The sequence below is a fragment of the Pseudarthrobacter chlorophenolicus genome (assembly GCF_000962805.1).
Classification (GTDB): domain Bacteria; phylum Actinomycetota; class Actinomycetes; order Actinomycetales; family Micrococcaceae; genus Arthrobacter; species Arthrobacter chlorophenolicus_A.
In genome coordinates, this window is the sequence record NZ_JZTW01000010.1 from 95,494 (window position 1) to 119,743 (window position 24,250).

Here is a 24,250-nt window from a genome sequence, read left to right on the forward strand (position 1 = left end):
CGCTCCCCTTACTTAATTTCGTTCAGGTTAGGGTTGCGGTCGTACTCCACGCCCAGCAGCCCGGTGTTGCCGGCGGCCTTCAGCCCGTCCATGTGGGCCTGGAATTCAGATTCCGACACCACCTTGACGCGGAACAGCATTTCGGAGTGGTACTCGCCGCAGAGTTCGGCACACTTGCCGTCGTAGGTGCCCTCTTTAGTGGGGGTGAACCTGATGTAGTTGGTCTTTCCGGGGATCATGTCGCGCTTCTGCAGGAAGGCGGGAACCCAGAAGGAGTGGATGACGTCGCGGGCGTTGAGCTCGAGGTCAACCGACTTGTTTACCGGCAAGTACAGCGTGGGGAGCTGTTCCTTGTCGATGGTGTTGCCGGTCAGGTGCGCCTGGACACCGGCCTCGTGGAGGTCTTCCTGGATGACGTCGCCGGACTTGTAGTTGAAGTCCCAGGCCCACTGCTTGCCGCGGACGTCAACCACAACATCGGCCGGCTGGGAGCGGTCATCAATGGCCTGCTGGTCGCGGTCGGTGAAGTAGAAGAACACCAGGACCATGAAGATCGGGATGGTCAGGTAGAAGACCTCAAGCGGAAGGTTGAAACTGGTCTGCCGCGGGAACCCGACGGTCCCCTTGCGGCGGCGGTACGCCACCAGGCACCAGATGATGAGTCCCCAGGTAATGGTGCCCACCACCAGCGCGGCAATCCATGAGTTGACCCAGAGGTCCATGATGCGGTCGGTGTTGCTGGTGGTGCCGCGTTCAGTCGGCAGCCACCCCTTCTCTACCTCTGGCGAACATCCGGTCAAAACCAACGCGCCGGCAATTGCCAAGCCAGTGATCGTTGTGATCGTTTTGCGTCGGCTGCCGGTTCGGTTCTGCGAACTCACAGACGGCCCTTCCTACTTGTTGCTGTTGTCCGGGCAGCCATCGGCGGCCCCGGGCACACTAAAAGTTTTACTACTCGGTGTAGAGCTTACCGCTCCCCCGGACGTTTCGCCCACATGTCGGCGCCGCGCCTCCCAGCCAATTTGGTTGGCAGGAGACGCGGCGCAGGCATACGGCAAAATGACCGGCTTAGTGGAAGGAATCTCCACAGGCACAGGAGCCACCGGCATTGGGGTTGTCGATGGTGAATCCCTGCTTGGAAATGGTGTCTTCGAAGTCGATGCTGGCGCCGCTGAGGTACGGAACGCTCATCTTGTCCACCACTACCTCGACACCGTCGTAATCGCGTACGGCATCGCCGTCGAGAATCCGCTCGTCGAAGTACAGCTGGTAGATCAGGCCGGAGCAGCCGCCGGGCTGCACGGCAACCCGAAGGCGCAGGTCCGTGCGGCCTTCCTGTTCGAGAAGGCTGCGTACCTTGCCTGCGGCGACATCGGTCAGGTTGACCTCGTGGACCGGCAGTTCGCCGGATTCGCTGGTGGTTGCGGTGCTGTTCTCATTGGTTGCGGTGCTCATTGGCCTACCTTCTTGGGACGGGTCCTGGCGGCTCCGCTTCTGCGGCGCCTGCCCCTACGGATTGGGTATGGGCTATAGCTACATGCTACGTCGGACAGCCTTGTAGCTCTAACTCCTGACGTAACCATGAAAGGCCCCCGGTTGTTCCCTGGGCGGCTGGGCGGCAGGAGCCCTGCCCGCCTGTCAGCGAAATCAACCGTGCTGCGCGTCCAGGCCCCTGCTGTTGAGCCCGGCAAGCATGAGCGCCTCAGCCAGGATTGCATGCCGGAAGTCGCCGAGGTGCAGTGACTCATTGGCACTGTGCGCCCTCGAGTCAGGGTCCTCAACGCCCGTGACAAGGATCTGCGCCTCCGGGTACAGCTCCAGCAGGTCTGCAATGAAGGGTATGGAACCGCCTATCCCGGTCTCGACCGCCGGTACGCCCCAGGCCTCACCCAGAGCCCACATTGCCAGGCGGGCCGCAGGTGATGCGGTGTCAGTCTGGAACGGGTTGCCGCTCTCCCCCGGCGTGAAGATGACCTTCGCGCCGAACGGTGCGTTGGCCTCCACATGGCGGCCCACAGCCTCCATGGCCGCGGCGGGATCCTGGCCCGGCGCCAGGCGCAGGCTGAACTTGGCACGGGCACGCGGCAGCAGCGTATTCGAGGCGACGTCCACGGAAGGGGCGTCAAAGCCGATGATGGACAGGGCAGGCTTGGTCCACAGGCGGGAGGCAATGCTGCCCGTGCCGGCGAGCCGGACGCCGTCGAGCACTGAAGCGTCGGTGCGGTAGTCGGCTTCCGGGAGGTCCACAGCAGCATTGTCCGTGGCGACGAGGCCGTCGATCGCAACGTTGCCGTCGTCGTCATGGAGTGTGGCGATCAGCCGCGAAAGAAGCGTTGGGGCATCCAAAACCGGGCCGCCGTACATACCGGAGTGGACGGCGTGGTCGAGGACCTGCACTTCAATGGTGCCGTCGACGAGGCCACGCAGGCTGGTGGTCAGGGCAGGGACACCCACTTTCCAGTTGCTGGAATCGGCAACGACAATCACGTCGGCCCGCAGCAGTTCACGGTTGGCCTCCAGGAAAGGCCTGAACGTGGGCGATCCGGCTTCCTCTTCGCCTTCAAAGAAGAACGTCACGCCCAGTCCCAGGTCGCCGACCACCTCCGAGACGGCGGCGTAGGCGGCAATGTGGGCCATGATGCCAGCCTTGTCGTCAGCGGCGCCCCTGCCATAAAGCCGGCCGTCCTTTTCCACTGCGGTGAACGGTTGTGTTTCCCACAGGGCCTCGTCGCCGGGAGGCTGGACATCATGGTGGGCGTACAGCAGGATGGTCGGCTTGCCGGGCGCCGCGGGGCGGCGGGCGACGACGGCGGGACCGCCGGGAGTGCCGTCCGGCTTGGGGCAGGTGAGGGTCTGAACTTCGTCCAGTCCGGCGTCGCGAAGCAGTTCCGCCACCGCTTCGGCACTGCGTTCCAGCGGTGCCCGGTCAAAGCTGGGCCAAGCAATCCCGGGAATTGCCACAAGGTCCTTGAGGCGGCGCAGGGTTTGGTCGAAGGAACGGTCGACGGCGGCCCGGAGTTGGTCCGTCTGGCCGGTTGTCTCAGGGCCCGGGGATGAGGGGCCGTGCGGATCGTTCGGGGTTGCCATTGGCGAGGGAGTCATGGCCAAAACATTACTCCCGTCACATCTGTTGCTTCGGCAACAGCCGCAGCCAAGGAGTCCCGGGACCTCCCGCAAGGTATTCTGTTCAGGTGTTCGGACGTAAAAAAGAAGCGCCCTCGGCGCAGGAGACAGTAGACCAGCAGGCTGCAGAAGCAGCGGCGCGCCAGGCGGGTGTCGTCGGCAAGGGTGCCCCCACTCCAACACGGAGGGCCCAGGAAGCCGCCCGCAAGCGTCCGCTGGTGCCGGAGGACCGTAAGGCCTCCAAGGCCGCCGAGCGCCAGGTAATCCAGGACCAGCGGCAGAAAATGCGCCAGGCCCTTGACACTGGGGACGAAAAGTTCCTGCCCCTGCGGGACAAGGGGCCGCAGAAGCGGTTTGCCCGCGACTTCGTGGACGCCCGCTTCAGCCTGGGCGAGTTCCTCATGTTCGGCGCACTTGTTTTCGTTCTGGTGTCCCTGGTGGTGCCTGCATCCAGCGATTACATGATTTACGTCCTGGGCGGTTTCTGGGTCATGTTCCTGGCCGTGTTCGTGGACGTGTTCCTGCTGTCCCGCAAACTGCGCAAGCGGCTGGCGGAGAAGTTCGGCGAGGTTGAGCGCGGCACCGTTTGGTACGGCTCCATGCGCTCCCTCCAGTTCCGCAAGCTGCGGCTGCCCAAGCCCCAGGTCAGCCGCGGCCAGTTCCCTTCCTGAGTCAGAGGTTCACTAAACGGCAGTCCCCGGCAGCTGAGCTGCCGGGGACTGTTGTTTAACGGGTCAGGACCTGGTGCCCCTCAGGAGCGCCGGCTGCGGGCCAGCTGCCGGTTGATCCGGGCCGCCCAAAAGGGGCCTTCGTACAGGAACGCCGTGTATCCCTGGACCAGGGTTGCCCCGGCGTCGAGCCGGTCCTGCACGTCCTGGGCCGTTTCCACGCCACCGACGGCGATGAGGGTCAAAGCGTCCCCGGTTGCCTGCTTGAGCCTGCGGAGCACCTCCAGCGAACGCTGCTTCAGCGGCGCGCCGGAAAGCCCGCCCGCACCGCACTGTTCGACTGTTTCGGCAGGGGAAGCCAGACCCGTCCTGGCGATGGTGGTGTTGGTGGCGATAATGCCGTCCAGCTTCAGGTCCAGGGCCAGCCGGGCAACGTCGTCGATATCTTCGTCGCTGAGGTCGGGAGCGATCTTCACCAGCAGCGGCACGTGCCTGCCCGCTGCACGGTCGGCTTCCTCGCCCACCGCAGTAAGAAGGGGACGCAGCGTTTCAACGTCCTGCAGCAGCCGCAGTCCCGGCGTGTTGGGGGAACTGACATTGACCACAAGGTAGTCGGCGGCAGGTGCAAGGGTGCGTGCGCTGATGCGGTAGTCATCCACAGCATCGGCAAGTTCAACAACTTTGGTCTTGCCAATGTTGACACCGATCACCGGCCGCACCGCGGGGTACGTCCGCTGCAGGGCAGCCCGGGCCGACTTGAGGCGGGGAGCCACGGCTGCGGCGCCGTCGTTGTTGAAACCCATCCTGTTGATGACCGCGCGGTCCTGGATCAGGCGGAACAGCCGCGGCTGCTCGTTGCCCGGCTGCGCCTGGCCGGTGATGGTGCCCACTTCAACGTGGCCGAAGCCAAGCTCGGTGAGGGCCTCGATGCCATGCCCCTCTTTGTCAAACCCCGCTGCCAGCCCGAAGGGTGAGGGGAAAGTAATGCCGAACGCGGTGGTCTGCAGGGATGGCGCCGGCGCGGTCAGCTTGCGGAGCACCCTCCCCGCCCCTGTTGCGTGCGCCAGCCGGATTCCCTTAAATCCGAGGGTATGGGCGCGCTCGGCGTCCATCCAGGAAAAAGCCAGCTTGAAGAATGTGGGGTAAACGCGCATGCAACCAGTTTTCCGCCTCGCGGCACTTTGACCAAAACGGAGACGTGCCAAACCGGCGTCGATTGGCGGATCGGGTCCCTCCGGTTGCCGGATTAGCATGGGTCCATGGCATGGGAAGAGGACATCCTGGGCGTGGAGTTTCAGTCGCTCGCGTTCAGGGCCATGGGGGCTGACGGCGTGGAACGGACTGCCACCCTGGTGCGGTTCAGGCCGGAGCCTGACGGCGGTGCCGCGCCGCGGCGACAGCGGCCTGCGGTCCTCTTCCTGCACGGCTGGAGTGACTACTTCTTTAACGTGGACCTGGCCCGGTTCTGGAACGCGGCAGGCTACGACTTCTACGCCCTGGACATGCACAACCACGGCAGGAGCCTGCGCCCGGATGCTCCGGGTGGATATGTGGCGAATCTGGCCGACTACGACGCCGAGATTGAGGCGGCCTGCGTCCTTATTGGGGCCGGGGACCCGCCCCAGCCCATTACCCTCATGGGACATTCGACCGGGGGGCTCGTAGCGGCGCTGTGGGCGGCACGGAATCCGGGTTTCGTGGCGCGGCTGGTGCTCAACAGCCCCTGGCTGGAAATGCACGGCAGCTCGCTGGTCCGCCGCGCCGCGTCAGGCCTCATGGCGCCCATGGCGAGGCTCAGGCCCGAGGCCGTCCTGCGGCTGCCCGAACGGGGATTCTATTGGCGGACCATCAGCAGCGCGGCCGAGGGAGAATGGACCCTCGACGACCGGTACCGGCCCCCGATGGCATTCCCCGTTCGGGCAGGCTGGATAAGCGCGGTCTTGGCCGGCCACGCCCAGGTTGCCCGTGGCCTGGATATTCCAGTGCCGGTCCTTGTGCTCTTGTCTTCCGGGAGTGCTACGGGCCTTCTGTGGTCCGAGGACATGCGCCGCAGGGACGCGGTGCTCGATGTGAACATCATCGGTGCCAGGGCCCTGGCTTTGGGCCGGAGCGTCACGGTGGAGCGGATCGAAGGAGCCCTCCATGACGTCTTCCTCTCCCCCGCGGATGTCCGTACCGACGCATACGCGCGCCTGGCCCGATGGCTGAACGCCTATGGCGCAGGCGAACCACCCAAACCCGAGGGGCCCCCAGCATGACAGGGACAGCTCCCGGCAGCAGCAACGCCGCGGACCGCTGGCTGCCTGACATCCTGGGGCATGGGTTCGAAAAGCGTGCGTTGCCGCTGGCCCCGGATGACGAAGGTGCCGTGGAGGCAACGCTGGTCCGCTGCGTCCTGCCAGTATCGCCGGGTATGCGTGATGCCGGTGAACCACCGCAAGCGGTCCTCTACGTCCACGGCTGGGCTGACTACTTCCTGCAGACGGAGCTTGCCGAGTACCTTGCCGGGAGCGGCTTTGCGTTCTATGCAATAGACCTGCGGAAGTTCGGCCGCAGCCTCAGGCCTTGGCAGACCCCGGGCTACACGGACAACCTGGACGTCTACGACGAGGACCTCTCCGCCGCGATCCGGGCAATCCAGGACGACGTGGCGCAAACCCACCGCGCAGAAGCCGCACCCGCGGTGCACCTTCTGGCCCACTCGTTGGGCGGACTGGTGGCAGCCCTCTGGGCGGACCGGAATCCCGGACTGGTCAGGACGCTGGTCCTTAACTCTCCCTGGTTGGAACTCCAGGGCAGCAGCATTATCCGAACCATCGCCATGCACCTGGTCGACCCGCTTTCCAGGGCAGACCCGCGGCGGCCACTCTGGCTTCCGGAAATGCCCGGTTACTGGCAAAGCGTGAGTTCCGAGTCCCATGGCGAGTGGCACCTTGATCCGGTGTGGCGGCCGAGGGCCTCGTTCCCCATCCGCGCAGGCTGGGCAAAAGCGGTACTGGCCGGCCACGCAGCGGTGGAACGCCGGCTGCACATCCAGGCCCCGGTGCTGGTGATGCTCTCGGAACACACGCGCATCCAGATCGAGTGGTCTGCGGACCTGATGGAAGCTGACGCTGTGATCAATGTGGAGGAGACGGCGGGACGCTCCCTGCGGCTCGGACGGAGGGTCAGCGTCTTCCGCTACCCCGGCGCCCTCCACGACATCTTCCTGTCCCGTCCGGGCGTCAGAGCGGAAGCCTACCGGGACCTGGCTGCCTGGCTGATGGCCGTCCCTGTTTAGGCCCTGTCCCAGCCAGTGCCGCGCAGCCCCCGTGTTGGCGGCTTAGGCGCCGGGCTGCGCCGCCGCGTCCACTGCGCCGCCGTAGCGCCGGTCACGCTGCGCGTATTCCTCTACCGCGGCCCACAGCGTCCGCCTGTCCACGTCCGGCCACAGCGTGTCCATGAACACAAACTCGGCATACGCCGATTGCCAGAGCAGGAAGTTGGACAACCGTTGTTCCCCTGAGCTGCGAAGGAAAAGGTCCACGTCAGGAAGGTCCGGTTCATCGAGGTACTTCTGGATGGTGCGCTCCGTGATGGCACCGGGCTTCAGCCTTCCTGCAGCGACCTCTGCAGCTATGGCAGATACAGCATCGGTGATTTCCGCCCGTCCACCGTAATTAACACACATGGTCAATGTGCAGGTGCTGTTCCCAGCGGTGTAGGCCTCCGCTTCCTCCAGCTCCCGGATTACCGAGCCCCAGAGCTTGGGCCGCCGGCCGGACCAGCGCACCCGGACGCCCCATTCGTCCAGCTGGTTCCGCTGACGACGTAGCACGTCCTTGTTAAATCCCATGAGGAAGCGGACCTCTTCCGGGGACCTGCGCCAGTTTTCCGTGGAGAACGCGTAGACGCTGACGTATTCGATGCCGAGTTGGATGGCTCCGGCCATGACATCGAGCAGTGCGGGTTCGCCCGCCTTGTGTCCTTCAATCCGGGGAAGTCCCCGCTGGTTCGCCCAGCGGCCGTTGCCGTCCATGACTATGGCCACGTGGCGGGGAATGAATTCAGCCGGGATGGACGGCGGAACTGCCCCCGAGGGGTGCGGGTACGGTGCCACCACCGGTTCGGTGCGCCGGCGCGCGGGGTTCGTCTTTTTTCCCAGGGCCACTGTCAGCTACGCTCCACATGTTTGAGGGATTTCAGCACCCGTTCGAGGTGCCATTGCAGGTATGCGGCCACGAGGCCGGCGGCTTCCTTGCGGTGCAGCGGCAAGGACGCGTCAGCCGTTGGCCAGTCTCCGGTGAGCAGGGCCGCCAGAAGAAGGACAGTTTCGGCAGCCGGAGCGGGCGAGCCCGGAGGCCTGCAGTCCGGGCACACCATGCCGCCCAAGGCCGTAGCGAATGCTGTGTGCGGGCCAGGCATTCCGCACCGGGCGCAATCGGTGAAGCTGGGCGCCCAGCCTCCGGTGGCCAGTGCCCGCAGGAGGTAGGAGTCGAGGATCAGGCCGGCGGCATGCTCGTCCCGGCTCAGGGCAGCCAGTGCCCCCACGAGGAGGTTGTATTGGGCGGTGGCCGCCTCACCGTCCACGTCGGTGAGCTTCTCGGCTGTTTCGGTCATGGCAGCGGCGACGGTGTAGCGGCCGTAGTCGGCGGCGATGCTGCCGCCGTAGGCACCCTTGGCCACAGCCTGGGTGACGATGTCCAGGCTCCGGCCTGAGATCAGCTGGAGGTCAACAACCATGAACGGCTCGAGCCGCGCTCCAAAACGGCTGCTGGTGCGGCGTACTCCTTTGGCGACTGCCCGAACCTGCCCGTGTCGCTTCGTGAGGAGCGTGATGATCCTGTCGGCTTCGCCCAGCTTGTGGGTACGCAGAACCACGGCGTCGTCGCGGTAAGCCCGGGAGGCGAAGGATTGTTGAGCCACGCTCTATCTTCCCATCCCCGCGGAGCACCGCGGTCCCTGCGCCGCCGCGCGGACCCGAAAAGGGGCCAACGCGGCGGCCTGCAGGTCAGGACTGGGCGTCGCGGATGGCCCGGTTGACGGCGGAGATGACGGCCTTCAGCGAGGACATGCTGGTGTTGGCATCAATGCCCACGCCCCACAGGACGCGCTCGCCCACTGCGCATTCGACATACGCTGCGGCCATCGCGTTGCCGCCTTCGGAGAGGGCGTGCTCGCTGTAGTCCAGTACGCGGACGTCCACACCGTCCTGGGTGAGGATGTTCAGCAGTGCGGCGATGGGACCGTTTCCGGTACCGGTACGGCTGACCTGGGCACCATCGACGGTGAGGGACGCGTGCAGCGTCATGCCGCCGTCGTCGTCGGTCTCGGTCTTGACTGAACCCAGGGAGTAGCGGCCCCACTGACCGTCAGTCTTGCCCGAGGGCAGGTATTCGTCCTGGAAGATCTGCCAGAGCTGGGCGCCGCTGACTTCGCCGCCCACGGTATCCGTGCGCCGCTGGATGACGCCGGAGAACTCGATCTGGGCCCTGCGGGGCAGGTCCAGGCTGTGCTCGTTCTTGAGCAGGTAAGCCACACCACCCTTGCCGGACTGCGAGTTGACCCGGATGACGGCCTCGTAGCTGCGGCCCAGGTCCTTGGGGTCCACCGGCAGGTAGGGCACCTGCCAGGTAACATCCGCAACGTCCTTGCCGGCGGCGGCGGCGTCGCGTTCCAGGGCCTCGAAGCCCTTCTTGATGGCGTCCTGGTGTGAGCCGGAGAAGGCTGTGAACACCAGGTCGCCGCCGTACGGGGAACGCTCAGGGACGGGCAGCTGGTTGCAGTATTCAACAGTCCGGCGGACGTCGTCGATGTCGGAGAAGTCGATCATCGGATCGATGCCCTGCACGAACAGGTTCAGTCCGAGGGTGACCAGGTCTACGTTGCCGGTACGCTCGCCGTTGCCGAACAGGCAGCCTTCGATCCTGTCTGCGCCGGCCATGTAGCCCAGTTCGGCGGCGGCCACGCCGGTCCCGCGGTCGTTGTGCGGGTGCAGCGAGAGGATGATGCCTTCGCGGGGGTGCAGGTGCCGGCTCATCCATTCAATCGAATCGGCGTACACGTTCGGGGTGGCCATTTCCACGGTGGCCGGCAGGTTAATGATGACCTGCCGGTCTGCCGAGGCTTCAAAGACATCGGCGACGGCGTTGCAGACGCGGACGGCGTATTCCAGTTCCGTTCCGGTGAAGGACTCCGGTGAATATTCATAAGTGATATGGGTGTCGGCCAGCGTCTCCTCGTACTTCCGGCACAGCCGCGCACCCTGGAGTGCGATGTCCAGGATGCCGTCCTCGTCCTGGTTGAAGACGACGCGACGCTGCAGCACGGACGTGGAGTTGTACAGGTGGACGATGGCCTGCTTGGCGCCCACGAGGGATTCGTAGGTCCGCTCGATCAGGTGCTCACGGGCCTGGGTGAGGACCTGGATGGTGACGTCGTCCGGGATGTGGTTGCCCTCGATCAGCTGGCGGACGAAGTCGAAGTCAGTCTGCGATGCGGACGGAAAGCCGACCTCGATCTCCTTGTATCCCATGCGGACCAGCAGGTCGAACATCTTCATTTTGCGTGCCGGGCTCATGGGATCGATCAGCGCCTGGTTGCCGTCACGCAGGTCCACTGCACACCAGCGGGGGGCCTTGGTGATCACCTTGTCCGGCCACGTACGGTCCGGCATCTCGACGGTGATCTGGTCCTGGAACGGCGTGTAGCGGTGGAAGGGCATTCCTGAGGACTTCTGTGCGTTTCGCATTACTTGGGGCCTTTTCTATGGATCTGAGTGAAAGGGTGGCCGGGCAACACAAACTCCGCAGCGAGGGTGGGCCTTGCGCTAGATAGCGTCTGTAGCCTCGCCGCGGCAGCTAAGGAGGAGGAACTCTGCACGCACCTTTTGAGGGTAACACGGGTGCGTAAGATGAAAGGGCACTACCGTCCGTAAAGTCCATCATGCAGACGCACCGGGTATTTGTGCCGGCAGCGGCGTCGCAGCAAAAGGAGTTTCAGTGCCCATTTCGGGGATCGACCTTTCCACCATTGATCACACGGTCCGGCCACAGGACGACCTTTACCAGCACGTCAACGGTGCCTGGCTGAAGGCCACCGAAATTCCGGACGACCGGCCGCTGGAAGGGACCTTCACCGCGTTGCGGGACGGCTCGGAACTCGCCGTCCGGGACATCATCGAGGAAGCCGCCGCCAAGGGTGACGCGGCCAGTGGCATAGAGCGCAAGATCGGCGGGCTGTACAACAGCTTCATGGACGAGGCCGCTGCCGAGGCGAAAGGCATCGAACCGATCCGTCACCGGCTCGCGGATGTCTACGCCACGGACTCAGCCGCTGACCTTATTGCATTGGCCGGACGGCTGTTCCGCTCAGACGTGGGCGGACTCTTCTACATCTATCCCGCCCCCGATGCCGGAAACCCGGACCGTGTCCTGCTCTACACCGGACAGGGCGGCCTTGGCCTTCCTGACGAGTCCTACTACCGGGACGAAAAGTTTGCACCTACGGTCGCCGCGTACCGGACCCACGTAGCCACGATGCTGGCACTGGCGGGCCGTGAGGACGCAGAGGCAGCAGCGGAACGTGTGGTGGGCCTGGAAACGAAATTGGCCTCGCACCACTGGGACAACGTCACCCTGCGGGATCCGCAAAAGACCTACAACCTCAAGACGGCAGAGCAGGCCGGGGAGCTGTTCCCACTTCTTGCAACCTGGTTCGAGGCCGCGGATATCGACGGCGACAAGCGGCAGGAGATCGTGGTGAGCACCCCCGATTTCTTCTCGGGCGCGGCCGCTCTCCTTGATACCGAACCGCTGGATGCGTGGCGGGACTGGCTGGCGATGCGCGTTATCAGCGCCGCGGCGCCCTACCTGTCGCGGGCCGTCGTCGACGCAAACTTTGCGTTTTACGGCACCACTATCAGTGGCACCCCGCGGAACAAGGACCGCTGGAAGCGCGGAGTTGCCGTAGTGGAGGCGGCCCTCGGCGAGGCTGTCGGGCAGATCTACGTGGCTCGGCACTTCCCGGAGTCCCACAAGGCCAGGATGCAGACCCTGGTGGGCAACCTCATCGAGGCCTACCGGAACAGCATCAACGAAGTGGGCTGGATGGGTTCGGACACCAAAGCCGAAGCGCTGCGCAAACTGGACGGATTCCGTGCCAAGATCGGCTTCCCCGATGAGTGGATCGACTACTCGGCAGTGGAGATCGACCCCAGCGACCTCCTCGGGAACGTGGAGCGCGCCCATAACGCCGACGTCGACCGGCACCTCGATGAAGTTGGCAAGCCCGTGGACCGCAACAAGTGGCTCATGACGCCGCAGACGGTCAACGCCTACTACCACCCGATGATGAACGAGATTGTCTTCCCTGCCGCCATCCTGCAGCCGCCGTTCTTCACGGCCGACGCCGATGACGCCGTAAACTACGGCGGTATCGGTGCTGTCATCGGTCACGAAATCGGCCACGGCTTTGACGACCAAGGATCCCAGTTCGACGGCGGCGGCGCCCTCCGCAACTGGTGGACCGATGAGGACCGGCAGGCGTTCGAGAAGCTCACTGCCCGCCTGGTGGCGCAGTATGACGCCCTCTCCCCCGCGGCGGCCCCGGGACACCATGTTAACGGCCGGCTGACCCTGGGCGAGAACATCGGCGACCTTGCAGGGTTGGCCATTGCCCACAAGGCCTACCGGATCAGCCTGGAAGGAAGGGAACCGGAGGTCCTGGACGGCCTGACCGGCCACCAAAGGTTTTTCGCTTCGTGGGCGGCCGGCTGGCGCCAGGTTATCCGGCAGGAGGAGGCCATCCGCCGCCTTGCAACTGACCCGCACTCCCCCAACGAGTTCAGGACCAACGCCATCGCCCGCAACCTCGACGCCTTCCACGAAGCCTTCGAGGTGACCGAGCAGGACGAGATGTGGATGCCGTCCGACGAGCGGGTCAGCATCTGGTAGTCCCTTCTGCCAGGACCTCAACGGCCGCGGTGCCAGCCTGATGGGCCGGCACCGCGGCCGTTTGCTGCAGGGGCTCCGAACCGCGGCGCGGTTGGGGCGCTACCGGACGATCAGTTCCGGGTTGGCCTGCTGGCAGCGGGCATCCCCGGCCGTCTGGTTGACAATGTCGTCCGGGAGGGCCGCGCCGGTTCCGCTCCCGTAAGTGGCCCCGGATGTGAAATCGCTGCCGAGGTAGACCTGCACGCCGGTTACCCCCGGTGCCGGGATGACCTGTGATGCGGGAATGCCAAGGACCGCAGCCACGTCCGCGGCGACGTCAGCATAGTCGGCACCGTAGTAGACACCTGACTTGGCTATGGCCTGCGCCTCGAACTGGGCCGTCTGGGTAAAGCCGCCGGAGACCAGCGCCTGGACGATCTCCTGGGAACGTCCGGGAACGCCCGAACCGTTTGCCACGGAAACCGGCTGGAGGGCCTTGTTGTACGGCGGGAGCGGTGCTTCCGTTTCCGTCGGAGTCGCTGACGGGGACGGGGACGGGGACGGGCTTGCGCTGGGCGACGGCGTGGAGGGAGCAGTGGGGTCCGTCAGGTCGACGTCCTTCTGCAGCGCCGTGAAGAGCTGGGATCCCGCAGGCTCGGCAATCTCGAGGCGGTTGGGATCGGACACGGCAGGAGTGGTGGGCACGGATACAAACGCGACCTTCCCGAGGTCGATGTCCTTGAGCCGGTTGCCGATGGTCAGGAGGGTTGGCACAGAGGCCAGCCCTTCGTCCACGGTGAGGTTCTGGGTGACGACGTCGGCGATCTTCAGCATCCTGGCCGGATCCGACAACGTTCCTTCATCCTTGATTTTCCGGGTCAGCGAAGAAAGGAAGCCCTGCTGCGCCTGGATTCGCCCCAGGTCTCCGCCGTCGGCGAAGGCGTGCCGGGTGCGAAGGAAGGCCAGTGCCTGCTCGCCCTGCACGGCGGACGTTCCTGCCGGCAGCCGGAGCCGGGAATCCGGATCATAGATGGCATCGCTGACGCAGACGTCCACGCCGCCCACGGCGTTGGACAACTCCTTGACGGCGTTGAAGTCGGCCATCATGAAATGGTCCACTTCCAGTCCGGTAAGTTTGTTGACCGTGTCCACGGCACAACCGATTCCAGCTTCGCCCATGGCCTCGTTGATCATCACGCCACTGCGCGCAGGGTATTCACGGCCGGTCTTGGAGTCCTTGCATGCGGGGATGTCCACCAACAGGTCACGCGGGAAGCTGATGACGCTGACGCGCTTGTTGTCCTCGGAGATGTCCATCAGCATCATGACGTCGGACTTGCCGTAGCCCGTCGAGTCATCGGAGGTGCCGTATTCCGAGTTCTTGCCGTCGCGGGTGTCGGACCCGAGGATCAGGATCTGCATCCGCCCGGTGGCATCATTCACAGGCCCCTCGGTGCCCGTTCCGCCGGCGTTCAGTGGCGCCTTGGAGATGTTGTTCTGGAGCCGGACGAACCAGAATCCGGCAAAGGCCAGGCCGCCAACCAACGCCACGGCGACAATGGCGGTAATGATCTTCAGCCAGGCGGGCATCCCCCGGATGGGTCCAAGATGCCGGGCAGCGCCCAGGCCGGCCTGGTCGGCGTGCCTGGAAACGGGGCCAGAGCCGGATGGCGACTCAGCGCCGAACTCGTTTTTGCCACGGCCTCGCGCCACGTGTTGAACCTTCCTCTAATTACAAAATCCGGTCCATTTTAGTGGCCGAGTCTGGGAAAACGCCGGGCGGTGACCTGCGACACCCCGCCCTGAACGTCAGAAACCGAGCTTGACCAGCTGCTTTGGATCCCGCTGCCAGTCTTTTGCCACCTTCACATGGAGGTCCAGGTAGATGCGTGTGCCGAGCAACGCCTCGATGCCCTTGCGCGCGTTGGTCCCCACCTCGCGCAGCCTGCTTCCGCCTTTGCCGATGATGATGGCTTTCTGGGACGGACGTTCCACGTAGAGGTTTACCCGTACGTCAAGGAGCGGATTGTCTTCCGGCCGGTCCTCACGGGGAACGATCTCTTCCACCACTACGGCGAGTGAATGCGGTAGCTCGTCCCGGACACCTTCCAGCGCCGCCTCGCGGATCAGTTCGGCCACCATGACGGCTTCGGGCTCGTCAGTCAGTTCGCCGTCCGGGTACAGAGGGGGCGACGGCGGCATGTGGCTGATCAGGACATCGGCCACAGTGTCCACCTGGAATCCATCGTTCGCGGAAACGGGGACGATGTCCCGCCACCCGTCTCCGCCCAGCACTTCACGTCCGAGTGCATCGACAGCCAGCAGATGTTCGGTCAGCGCCTGCTTGTCCACAAGGTCCGCCTTCGTCACGATGGCGATGACAGGCTTCCGGCCCACGGCGGCAAGCTGGGCCGCGATGAACTTGTCGCCGGGACCGATCTTTTCGTTGGCCGGCAGGCAGAAGCCGATGGCATCCACCTCTGCGAGGGTATCGGCCACCAGATCGTTCAGGCGCTTGCCGAGCAGGGTCCGTGGCCGGTGCAGGCCCGGTGTATCCACCAGGATCAGCTGGGCGTCCTCCCGGTGGACGATCCCCCGGATGGTGTGCCGGGTGGTCTGCGGCTTGGCAGAGGTAATGGCTACTTTCTTACCCACGAGGGCGTTGGTCAGGGTGGACTTGCCGGCGTTGGGACGCCCGACGAGGACCGAGAACCCCGCCCTGAATCCGCCAAAATCGTCTTCTGCCGGGGCCTTACTTTTCTTGCTCACGTGGAACTCCCTGCTGGGTTGCTTCCGCCTCATGGAAGAGGTCTTCAAGGTCAGTGTCTACTGTTGGCACGGGTGCCGCAATGATATGGCTGACGCGGTTGCGGCGGCCCTCAAGCCGGTCTGCCCGCAGCGAAACGCCCTGGACTTCAACCCGGCTGCCCACGATGGGAACGCGTCCCAGCGCTTTGGCGAGCAATCCGCCCACGGTGTCCACTTCGTCGTCGTCAAGCTCGATGTCAAAAAGTTCTCCCAGGTCATCGATGCTCATCCTGGAGCTGACCCGGTAGGAACCGTCGCCGAGCTCTACGGCCTCGGCGCTTTCGGTGTCGTATTCGTCAACAATTTCGCCAACGATTTCCTCGATCAGGTCCTCAAGCGTGACCAGGCCGGCAGTGCCGCCGTACTCGTCGATGACGATGGCAACATGCGTCGACTCCTTCTGCAGCTCCCGCAGCAGGTCGCTCACCGGTTTCGATTCCGGCACATAGCGGACCTCACGGGCCATGGAGTCAACCGTGGGCGGTTCAACCCCTGCGTCCAGTTCATGCACGACGGCGGCCACGTCCTTGAGGTAGACGATCCCCAGGATGTGGTCGGTGTCCTCGCCGATGACCGGGACCCTGGAGTAGCCGGACCGGAGGAACAGGGACATCGCCTCATGCAGGCTCGAACCGGAGTCGATGCCGACAATGTCCGTCCTGGGCACCATAACGGCACGGACCAGCGTATCTCCGAAATCGAACACCGACTGGATCATCTCAGCTTCGGTGTCCTCGATCATGTCGGATTCGCTGGCGCGGTCCACCAGTTCCCGGAATTCCTGTTCGCTGAAGAAGGCCTCATCCCCGCCGGGCGCGCCCGGAGCGGCAGCGCTTCCCACTGCGACGAGCCATCCCGGGATGGGTCCGAGGACCCACGTCAGGAAGCGGATCATCGGCGCCGTGAAACGCACTACCGCGGCCGAGTGGAGCCTGCCCAACTGGCGGGGTGAGACACCCACGATCACGAACCCCAGCAGCGCCATGATGCCGGTCGCTGCGAGGCCGGCCAGCCAAATGTTGTCCAGGAGACTGTAGAGCAGTACGGAAACAGCGACGGCGGAGGCCATTTCGAACCAGACACGCCAGAACCGCAGGGCCCGGATATGCGCAACGGGCTCCCGGAGGATGCTGCGCATCGCAGTTCCGCGGCTTCGAAGCAGTGCCTCTTCCGCATCGTGGCGCGGGAGGAAATTGAAGGCGGCCTCAGCCGCGGTCAGTAAGGCGGCGATGGCCAGGAAGACCAAGGCCATGGCCACCAGGAGCAGGGTGGTCACTGGGTGGTCTCGGCGGGCGCTTCCTTGCCGGTGAAGCCGGTCAGGAGTTCGCGCTGGAGCCCGAACATCTCTTCCTTCTCTTCGGGCTCGGCATGGTCATAGCCCAAAAGGTGCAGGATGCCGTGCGTGGTCAGCAGCAGCATCTCATCCTGGAGGGCGTGGCCGGCGTTTTTGGCCTGGACCTGCGCCACCTGGGGACAGATGGCGATGTCACCGAGCATCCCCTGCGGGGTGGGGCGGTCCGGAGTTCCCGGCGTTAGCTCGTCCATGGGCACCGACAACACATCGGTCGCCCCGGGCTCGTCCATCAGTTCGATGTGGAGCTTCTCCATGGCAGGCTCATCCACCAAAAGAATGGACAGTTCGGCCTGGGGATGGATGTAAAGCTGTTCGAAAATGTACCGGGAGAGGGCTACCAGGCCCGCCTCGTCCACCTGGACGCCGGATTCGTTGTTTACCTCGATACTCATGCGTGCTCCCCCCGCTTCTCCCTGCCGGCAGTTTGCCGGGCACGGTTCCTCTGCCTGTCGTCCCAGATGCTGTAGGCATTGACGATGTCTCCCACGAGGCGGTGCCGGACCACGTCCGCCGCATCGAGTACGGAGAAGTTCACGCCTTCGATGCCGTGCAGGATCTCCTCCACAATCCGCAGCCCGGACCGTGTCCCGAAGGGCAGGTCCACTTGGGTGACGTCACCGGTGACCACCATCTTCGACCCGAAACCCAACCGGGTGAGGAACATCTTCATCTGTTCAGGAGTAGTGTTCTGGGCCTCGTCCAGGATGATGAACGCATCGTTGAGCGTCCGGCCGCGCATATAGGCCAGCGGAGCCACCTCGATGGTTCCGGCTGCCATGAGCCGTGGAATCGATTCGGGGTCCATCATGTCGTGCAGGGCATCGTAGAGCGGCCTCAGGTAGGGGTCGATCTTGTCACTCAGGGTTCCGGGCAGGAACCCGAGGCGTTCGCCTGCTTCGACGGCCGGGCGGGTAAGGATGATCCGGCTGACTTCCTTCTGCTGAAGGGCCTGCACAGCCTTGGCCATGGCGAGGTACGTCTTGCCGGTTCCGGCGGGGCCGATGCCGAAAATAACTGTGTTGTCATCGATGGCGTCAACATAGTTCTTCTGGTTAAGCGTCTTGGGCCGGATGGTCCTGCCCCTGCTCGAGAGGATGTCGTGCGTCAGCACATCCACGGGGTTCTGGAGCGACTGGCTCCGGAGCAGTGCCACCAGCTGCTGCAGCACCGCGGGGGTGATAACGGTGCCGCGTGCCACCAGGCCGCGGACTTCCTGGAGGAGGCGCATGATCCGGGGAACATCACCCGCCGGCCCGCTGAGGGAGAGCTCATTGCCGCGGACGTGGAAATTAACGTCCGGGAACTGCTCCTCGATGTACCGCAGCGCCTCATCATGGCTGCCGAGTGACTGGACCATCTGATCGGAATTGTCGAAAAGGACTACCTCGGTCCGGACGCCGGGAAGGGTGTGGGGAAATTCCCCCGCAGTACCCTCTCCCGTGTTGAGCCGGCGCTTTCCGTTGGCTGATTCAGTCATGGTGCTGGCCCGCAGGCCTGTGGTCCCCTCGAGGTAGTTTCTGCTGTCGTTCCGGTCCGGGAAACCAGTGCCTGGTCCCTGCGTTCCGTGATCCCTTCATCTTACGCCAGCGCACCTTGCCTGCCGGTAAAGCCGGACACCCACGGGCCTTGGGCATCCACCCACGGCAAGGAGCACCTGGCAGGCGTCCCTCCAGGATCGGTCATTAGGTATCAACTTCATATCGTCCTCATATCGTTCCCGTTGCAGTTGGGCTCCATGGCAGGAACCGGGCAAATCGCCTCGCCGGGCTGTGCAATGCTGTAAATCCAGCCACGGCTGTGACATCGGGCCGACCGGGGAACGGCCCTCACGACAGGAAAGGAAAGGCACAAGTGCCGGATACCGTTGCGCCCCGCCGGGCAGGTCGACACGCGGTCCGCGCCCGCGCGTTCGTGCTGGCAGGGGTCCTGACGGCCGTGCCAATCCTTGCCGGTTGCGTAGCAGAACCTGGCCCCTCGCCCACCGGCACCCTCATGAGCGGGCCTGCCACCACGGGAAGCCCGGAGCCGCCCTCCACCAGCGCCCCGCTGGAAACCACGCAATCCTCCAACAAGGCGCCCGTCTACTGGATTGGCCGCAGCAGCAGCAACGTCTTCCTGTACAGGGAGTTCCGGGACGTACCCGAACAGGAGAACCCGGTAACACGCGCACTTCGTGCCATGATGTCCGACAAACCCCTGGACCCGGACTTCTTCACGCCGTGGCAGAATCCCGGCAAGCTGGCCACCTCGATTTCCGGCAAGGACGTCATCACTGTTGACGTCTCCGAAGACGCTTTCAACAGCAACCTTGATGCGGACATGGCCGCCCGCGCAGTCCAGCAGCTCGTCTACACGGCCACTGCTGCTGCAGCCAGTTCCGGGTTGATCGACTCCGGCCAGCAGATCCGGGTGCGGATCCTGGTGGACGGTCACACCGACTACATGGCTTTCGGGCAGGTGCAGCTCGGCGCCCTCATGACCCGGACGGCGGGCCTGGTGGCTCCCGTCTGGATCATCGACCCGCAGGAAGGCTCCGAGGTGGCGGACGGCAGCGTCAAGATCACCGGGCGCAGCACGTCGGCGGGCGGCAAGCTTCGCTGGCAGATCCTGCGGACCGCTGACAACGGCGCCAAAGCGCCCTTCCTTACCGGCGAAACCACGGCGTCATCCGAACAGGGGCAGGCAGGGGTGTTCACGCTGGCCTTGACCCTGCCCTCCGGAGACTACGAACTGAGGGTCGCCCAGGCCGGTGCCGACGGCGGGCCGGACCAGTTCGAGGACAACCGGTCCTTTAAAGTCAGGTAGCGTCCCAGCGCCCAAGGATGTCGCTGGAAAGCACGACGGCGGCAGGACCGGCCGTGGATGAGCGCAGCACGTGGTGGCCCAGGAGGGCCGTGACGGCTCCGCGGTCGCACAGCCGCGTCACCTCCCGGGGGCTGATTCCACCCTCCGGGCCCACGATGAGGAGCACCTCACGGGTTCCGGTGCCACTGGCACCGTTCCAGCCTTCCAGGACTGCGCGGAGGGGCCGCACTGCGTCTTCGTGGAGGATGACTGCCAGGTCCGCGGCCTCCACGGCGGCGGCAAGGGCGGCGGTGTCGACGGCGGAACGCACCTCGGGGATCCAGGCCCGCCGCGCCTGCTTGGCCGCGGCGCCCACCACGGACTGCCACTTGGCGTGCGCCTTGGCCGCCCGGTCACCCTTCCACCGGACGATCGAGCGCTCGGACTGCCAAGGGATGACGGCGTCGATGCCCAGTTCGGTGGCGGTCTCGATGGCGAGCTCATCGCGGTCACCCTTGGCGAGGGCCTGCACCAGAACCAGTCGGACGCTGGGGCGCGTCTCCTCTGCCAGTGCTCCGCACCGCACCGTGAGGCGGGTGCCGGCGGCCTCGGCGACCGTGCCGATCAAACGGGTACCGGCGCCGTCGACGATGTCCACGGCTTCGCCCGCCGCGAGGCGCTTTACGGCAACCGCGTGGCGGGCCTCCGGCCCCTCCAGGACGAACTCCATGCCCTCCTGCAGCCCGTCGAGGGATCCGGCGGGGGTAAAAAAGACGGGGTTGCTCACCGCTACAGGTTACCCAGCCGGTCCCGCAGCTTCGCGAACATCCCGCCGCTGGCGGCCAGCTTGCCTTCGGTGATCTGTTCTCCGCGGAGCTTGGCGAGCTGGCGGAGGAGTTCCTCCTGGGCTGCATCGAGCTTGGCCGGCGTTTCCACCTGCAGGTGTACCTTCAGGTCACCGCGGCCGTAGCCGCGCAGGTGGGTGACGCCGAGGCCGCGGAGGGTGATGATTTCACCGGACTGGGTACCCGGCTTCACGTCGATGTCCTGGGTTCCGTCGAAGGTCTCCAGGCTGACGTCGGTGCCCAGCGCCGCCGCGGTCATGGGAATGTTCAGGGTTGCGTGCAGGTCGTCGCCGTCCCGCACATAGGTGGCGTCGTTGTTGACGCGGACCTCCACGTAGAGGTCGCCGGAGGGGCCTCCTGCGGGGCCGGCTTCGCCCTGCCCGGTCAGCTGGATCCGTGTTCCGGTTGCGACGCCGGCGGGAACCTTGATGGTCAGCGAACGGCGGCTCCGGATGCGGCCCTGGCCGCTGCATTCGTTGCAGGGGTCTTTGATGACAGTGCCGAAGCCCTCGCAGGTGCCGCACGGTGCAGCGGTCATGACCTGGCCGAGGATCGAACGGACAGCGCGCTGGACCTGGCCGCTGCCCCCGCAGATGTCGCAGCGTTCGGGGTGGGTCCCCGGACGGCAGCATGACCCCTCACACGTGGGGCAGGTGACTGCGGTGTCCACCTCGAGCTTTTTGTTGACGCCGAAGACGGCGTCGCGCAGTTCGATGCGGACGCTGATGAGTGCATCCTGGCCGCGGCGGACCCGTGAGGCGGGTCCGGAGGATCCGCCGGCGCCGAAGAACGTGTCGAAGATGTCCTGGAATGCAAAGCCCTGGCCGGCGTAGCTTCCGCCGCCAAACCCGTTGTCGGTGCCGTTCTCGTTGCCGGTGGTGTCATAGACCCGGCGTTTCTGAGGATCGGAGAGGACTTCGTAGGCGTGGGTCACCGCCTTGAAGCGGTCCGCCGCATCGTCGCCCGGGTTGACGTCGGGGTGGAGTGTCCGGGCCAGCTTGCGGTAGGCCTTCTTGATTTCTTCTCCGGTGGCTTCCGGTGAGACTCCAAGGACGTCATAGTGGCTGCTCAAAGTTCGTATCTCTTCCTTGTTGTACTGCCTGCGGTTGGGCTGCCGTGCGGGCCCGCCGGCGGTGGTGCCGGGGCGGGCCGGTCAGGGACCCAGGATGCGGGAAAGGTAACGGGCAACTGCCCTGACGGCCGCCATGGTGTTGGGATAGTCCATCCGGGTGGGACCCAGGATGCCGATCTTGGCCACGCTGTCCGGGCCGTAGCCGGTGGCCACGACGGACGCTTCGGCAAGGCCGTCGTAGGGGTTTTCGCGGCCAATGCTCACGGCCACGCCACGGTGGTCCTGCGCCATGTCGCTCAGCAGCCGCAGCATCACCACTTGTTCTTCCAGGGCTTCCAGCACGGGGCCGATGCTCAGCGGAAAATCGACATTGGACCGGGCCAGGTTGGCCGTGCCGGCCATGACCATGCGGTCCTCGCGGCTGCTGTGCGCAAGTATCTCCAGGGTATGGGCCAGCGCCTGCGCCGCCGGCCGCTCCCCCGGACTGACTGAGGAGACGACGGCGGGAAGGGCCTGCCCCAGCCGCGCCAGCGGTGTTCCGGCCAGGGTTCCCAGGAAACGGGTACGCAGCGCGGACAAAGCATCGTCCGCGAGGTCCTGTCCAACGTCGATGACGCGCTGCTCCACATTTCCGCTGTTCGCTATGAGGACCACCAGGACCTTGCGCGGCGCCAGCAGGACGAACTCAATGTGCCGGATCAGCGCCCGGCTGAGGTGGGGGTACTGGACCACGGCCACCTGGTTGGTCAACTGGGACAACAGCCGCACGGTGCGGTCGAGGACGTCGTCAAGGTCGTCGGATCCCTCGAGGAGGGACTGGATGGCCCGCCGTTCCGCCTGCGAAAGCGGCTTCACGGCCGAAATTTGGTCCACAAACAGCCGGTAACCCTTATCCGTTGGAATCCGGCCGGCACTGGTGTGCGGCGCCGTGATGAGGCCCTCGTCCTCCAGCGCGGCCATGTCGTTCCGGATGGTGGCGCTGGAGACCCCCAGGTGATGCCGTTCCACCAGGGCCTTGGAGCCTACCGGCTCCCGGGAGTGGACGTAGTCCTCCACGATGGCCCGCAGAACTTCCAGCTTGCGCGGCTCACTCACACTCCACCTCCATCCAGTCGGGGTGGAAAACCCACCCGTTCCTTCCTGCCAGTCTGCACGCACTTAAACGTGCACTAGAACTGTTAGCACTCGACATGCCTAAGTGCTAACAGTCTATTATGCCTTGGCCCGTTGTTAGCATTGGTACCGCTCCGGGCGAAATTCCGGGACAAGACCTACGGCAAGGCGGAATGACCATGGATTACCAGAATTGGGGCCCGCGGGACATGTCCGCTCCCGCGCGTACGCAGCTGCCGGAAGTGCCCGTCGAACGGGGCATGGTGCTCGAAGACGTACAGTCCGGATGGGTGGGGGCCGTTACCCGGGTGGAAAAGTCCGGCGGCATGCACGTGGTGGCCCTCGAGGACCGGCGCGGAAAGTCGCGCACCTTCCGGCTGGGATTCGGGTTCCTCCTTGAAGGCCGTGCCATCAGATTGATGCCGCCGGCACCCCGGCCCGCAGCGGGCGGCCCGTCAGCCGGGCGCACCGCTTCAGGCTCCGTACGCGTCGCAGGCCAGCGCGCACAGGTGGCCAAGGCGAGCCGCATCTGGGTGGAAGGCAAGCACGACGCCGAACTCGTCGAGAAGGTATGGGGAGACGACCTTCGGGTGGAGGGCATCGTCGTCGAACCCCTGCATGGCATCGACGACCTCGCCGGGGCCGTGAAGGAATTCAGGCCCGGCCCGGGGCGCCGGCTGGGCGTGCTGGTGGACCATCTGGTCCCGGACTCCAAGGAATCCCGCATTGCTGCCGCTGTCATGGCGGGCCCCGGAGCTGCAGGCAACGTCCTGATTGTCGGCCATCCCTACGTGGATGTCTGGCAGGCCATCCGGCCCTCCGTGCTGGGCATTCCACAATGGCCGTCAGTACCGCGGGGCCAGGACTGGAAAACCGGGATCCTTAAGGCGTTCGGCTGGCCGCATTCCACAAAGGAGGACATCGGGCTGGGATGGCAGAAACTGCTCGGCGCCGTCCATACCTACGCAGACCTGGAGGCTTCCCTGCTGGGCCGCGTCGAGGAAGTCATCGACTTCCTCACGGCACCCTGACGGACGCCGGACCGTCAAACACCAGTATTCTTGATATTGCGGTGGCCCGCGATCCGCAGCGGGCGCCGAAGCATCAACTGCATCCCCGGCATCAATTGCACTTTTCGAAGGAACAGACTGTGGCAGAAAACGCACGCGAGCACAGGGACGGCCAAAGCAGCACCGGCCGTTCCGAATACCACGGCGTCCCGGCGAATGCGCTCCCGCTTACGGCCAGCGAAGACCGGCAGTGGGCCACCCTGGCACACTTCGGCGGGATCCTGGGATGCGTCCCCGCCCTGCTGATCTTCCTCATCTTCCGCGACCGGGGGCCCTTCACGGCCCAGGAGTCGAAGGAAGCCCTGAACTTCAGCCTGCCGCCAACCATCGCAGCGGTAGTGGCGAACATCCTGGTATTCATTCCCGTGGTCGGGAACATTTTTGCCGTAATCGCCACGTTGATCTGGATTGCGCTGACCTGCTTTTCAGTAGCGGCGGGCATCCACGTCAACCGCGGCCAGCCGCACCGTTACCAGTTCAACCTGCGCTGGATCAAATAGT

Annotated in this window: 22 protein-coding genes; 7 read left to right on the forward strand and 15 right to left on the reverse strand. The window is 65.0% G+C overall.

Features of this window, described 5'->3' with window-relative positions; all coding sequences use genetic code 11:
• Positions 1 to 8: 8 nt before the first annotated feature.
• From ctaC to UC32_RS11790, 3 genes are all read right to left on the reverse strand, one after another.
• Positions 9 to 881: an aa3-type cytochrome oxidase subunit II gene (gene ctaC / locus UC32_RS11780; protein ID WP_015937147.1), complete on the reverse strand. Its 873-nt coding sequence runs from the start codon at positions 879 to 881 to the stop codon at positions 9 to 11.
• Positions 882 to 1,068: 187 nt separating this feature from the next.
• Complete coding sequence (locus UC32_RS11785) at positions 1,069 to 1,455, reverse strand: HesB/IscA family protein (protein WP_015937148.1); 387 nt, start codon at positions 1,453 to 1,455, stop codon at positions 1,069 to 1,071.
• Positions 1,456 to 1,647: 192 nt separating this feature from the next.
• A complete protein-coding gene (locus tag UC32_RS11790; RefSeq protein ID WP_045731402.1) occupies positions 1,648 to 3,102 on the reverse strand; it encodes a dipeptidase in 1,455 nt (484 codons plus the stop codon).
• An 89-nt stretch (positions 3,103 to 3,191) separates the two neighbouring features.
• Here UC32_RS11790 and UC32_RS11795 point away from each other — a divergent pair, with 89 nt between their 5' ends.
• Positions 3,192 to 3,794, forward strand: a complete 603-nt coding sequence (locus tag UC32_RS11795) for a DUF3043 domain-containing protein (RefSeq protein ID WP_015937150.1) — start codon at positions 3,192 to 3,194, stop codon at positions 3,792 to 3,794.
• Positions 3,795 to 3,874: 80 nt separating this feature from the next.
• Here the strand turns inward: UC32_RS11795 and UC32_RS11800 are convergent, their stop codons facing one another.
• Positions 3,875 to 4,945, reverse strand: a complete 1,071-nt coding sequence (locus UC32_RS11800) for a quinone-dependent dihydroorotate dehydrogenase (RefSeq protein WP_045731403.1) — start codon at positions 4,943 to 4,945, stop codon at positions 3,875 to 3,877.
• Positions 4,946 to 5,050: 105 nt separating this feature from the next.
• On the opposite strand from UC32_RS11800, the gene UC32_RS11805 reads away from it, so the two are divergent.
• Positions 5,051 to 6,049 carry an alpha/beta hydrolase gene (locus UC32_RS11805; RefSeq protein ID WP_045731404.1) on the forward strand — a complete coding sequence of 333 codons (999 nt, stop codon included), beginning with the start codon at positions 5,051 to 5,053 and terminating at the stop codon, positions 6,047 to 6,049.
• A complete protein-coding gene (locus UC32_RS11810) occupies positions 6,046 to 7,071 on the forward strand; it encodes an alpha/beta hydrolase (RefSeq protein WP_045731405.1) in 1,026 nt (341 codons plus the stop codon). Before UC32_RS11805 ends, UC32_RS11810 begins: the two co-directional genes overlap by 4 nt.
• 42 nt (positions 7,072 to 7,113) lie before the next feature.
• Here UC32_RS11810 and UC32_RS11815 read toward each other — a convergent pair whose 3' ends face one another.
• From UC32_RS11815 to leuA, 3 genes are all read right to left on the reverse strand, one after another.
• The gene (locus UC32_RS11815; protein WP_045731406.1) at positions 7,114 to 7,941 is read right to left on the reverse strand and encodes an isoprenyl transferase; all 828 of its coding nucleotides are present in this window, start codon (positions 7,939 to 7,941) and stop codon (positions 7,114 to 7,116) included.
• A gap of 2 nt (positions 7,942 to 7,943) precedes the next feature.
• Entirely contained in the window at positions 7,944 to 8,696 is a 753-nt protein-coding gene (recO, locus tag UC32_RS11820; RefSeq protein ID WP_045731407.1) for a DNA repair protein RecO, read from the reverse strand.
• Positions 8,697 to 8,781: 85 nt separating this feature from the next.
• The gene (gene leuA, locus UC32_RS11825) at positions 8,782 to 10,521 is read right to left on the reverse strand and encodes a 2-isopropylmalate synthase (RefSeq protein ID WP_045731408.1); all 1,740 of its coding nucleotides are present in this window, start codon (positions 10,519 to 10,521) and stop codon (positions 8,782 to 8,784) included.
• A gap of 250 nt (positions 10,522 to 10,771) precedes the next feature.
• Here leuA and UC32_RS11830 point away from each other — a divergent pair, with 250 nt between their 5' ends.
• Entirely contained in the window at positions 10,772 to 12,724 is a 1,953-nt protein-coding gene (locus tag UC32_RS11830) for a M13 family metallopeptidase (RefSeq protein WP_045731409.1), read from the forward strand.
• A 99-nt stretch (positions 12,725 to 12,823) separates the two neighbouring features.
• Here the strand turns inward: UC32_RS11830 and UC32_RS11835 are convergent, their stop codons facing one another.
• The 5 genes from UC32_RS11835 to UC32_RS11855 form a co-directional block, all read right to left on the reverse strand.
• The gene (locus UC32_RS11835; RefSeq protein WP_152642610.1) at positions 12,824 to 14,293 is read right to left on the reverse strand and encodes an LCP family protein; all 1,470 of its coding nucleotides are present in this window, start codon (positions 14,291 to 14,293) and stop codon (positions 12,824 to 12,826) included.
• Positions 14,294 to 14,512: 219 nt separating this feature from the next.
• Positions 14,513 to 15,472: a GTPase Era gene (gene era / locus UC32_RS11840; RefSeq protein WP_045731411.1), complete on the reverse strand. Its 960-nt coding sequence runs from the start codon at positions 15,470 to 15,472 to the stop codon at positions 14,513 to 14,515.
• Positions 15,456 to 16,787, reverse strand: a complete 1,332-nt coding sequence (locus tag UC32_RS11845) for a hemolysin family protein (protein ID WP_045731412.1) — start codon at positions 16,785 to 16,787, stop codon at positions 15,456 to 15,458. Before UC32_RS11845 ends, era begins: the two co-directional genes overlap by 17 nt.
• Positions 16,784 to 17,257 carry an rRNA maturation RNase YbeY gene (ybeY, locus tag UC32_RS11850; protein WP_045731413.1) on the reverse strand — a complete coding sequence of 158 codons (474 nt, stop codon included), beginning with the start codon at positions 17,255 to 17,257 and terminating at the stop codon, positions 16,784 to 16,786. Before ybeY ends, UC32_RS11845 begins: the two co-directional genes overlap by 4 nt.
• Positions 17,254 to 18,342, reverse strand: coding sequence for a PhoH family protein (locus UC32_RS11855; protein ID WP_015937162.1), 1,089 nt, complete (start codon positions 18,340 to 18,342; stop codon positions 17,254 to 17,256). Before UC32_RS11855 ends, ybeY begins: the two co-directional genes overlap by 4 nt.
• 374 nt (positions 18,343 to 18,716) lie before the next feature.
• On the opposite strand from UC32_RS11855, the gene UC32_RS11860 reads away from it, so the two are divergent.
• Positions 18,717 to 19,670, forward strand: coding sequence for a GerMN domain-containing protein (locus UC32_RS11860; RefSeq protein ID WP_045731414.1), 954 nt, complete (start codon positions 18,717 to 18,719; stop codon positions 19,668 to 19,670).
• Here the strand turns inward: UC32_RS11860 and UC32_RS11865 are convergent.
• From UC32_RS11865 to hrcA, 3 genes are all read right to left on the reverse strand, one after another.
• On the reverse strand, positions 19,663 to 20,436 hold the full coding sequence (locus tag UC32_RS11865; protein WP_045731415.1) for a 16S rRNA (uracil(1498)-N(3))-methyltransferase: 774 nt from the start codon (positions 20,434 to 20,436) through the stop codon (positions 19,663 to 19,665). The genes UC32_RS11860 and UC32_RS11865 overlap by 8 nt on opposite strands.
• A gap of 2 nt (positions 20,437 to 20,438) precedes the next feature.
• Positions 20,439 to 21,566, reverse strand: coding sequence for a molecular chaperone DnaJ (dnaJ, locus tag UC32_RS11870; protein ID WP_045731416.1), 1,128 nt, complete (start codon positions 21,564 to 21,566; stop codon positions 20,439 to 20,441).
• 81 nt (positions 21,567 to 21,647) lie between these two features.
• Complete coding sequence (gene hrcA / locus UC32_RS11875; protein WP_045731417.1) at positions 21,648 to 22,661, reverse strand: heat-inducible transcriptional repressor HrcA; 1,014 nt, start codon at positions 22,659 to 22,661, stop codon at positions 21,648 to 21,650.
• A 197-nt stretch (positions 22,662 to 22,858) separates the two neighbouring features.
• Here hrcA and UC32_RS11880 point away from each other — a divergent pair, with 197 nt between their 5' ends.
• Both UC32_RS11880 and UC32_RS11885 read left to right on the forward strand, forming a co-directional pair.
• The gene (locus UC32_RS11880; protein ID WP_045731451.1) at positions 22,859 to 23,710 is read left to right on the forward strand and encodes a DUF3097 domain-containing protein; all 852 of its coding nucleotides are present in this window, start codon (positions 22,859 to 22,861) and stop codon (positions 23,708 to 23,710) included.
• A gap of 119 nt (positions 23,711 to 23,829) precedes the next feature.
• Entirely contained in the window at positions 23,830 to 24,249 is a 420-nt protein-coding gene (locus UC32_RS11885) for a DUF4870 domain-containing protein (RefSeq protein ID WP_045731418.1), read from the forward strand.
• Position 24,250 lies beyond the last annotated feature (1 nt).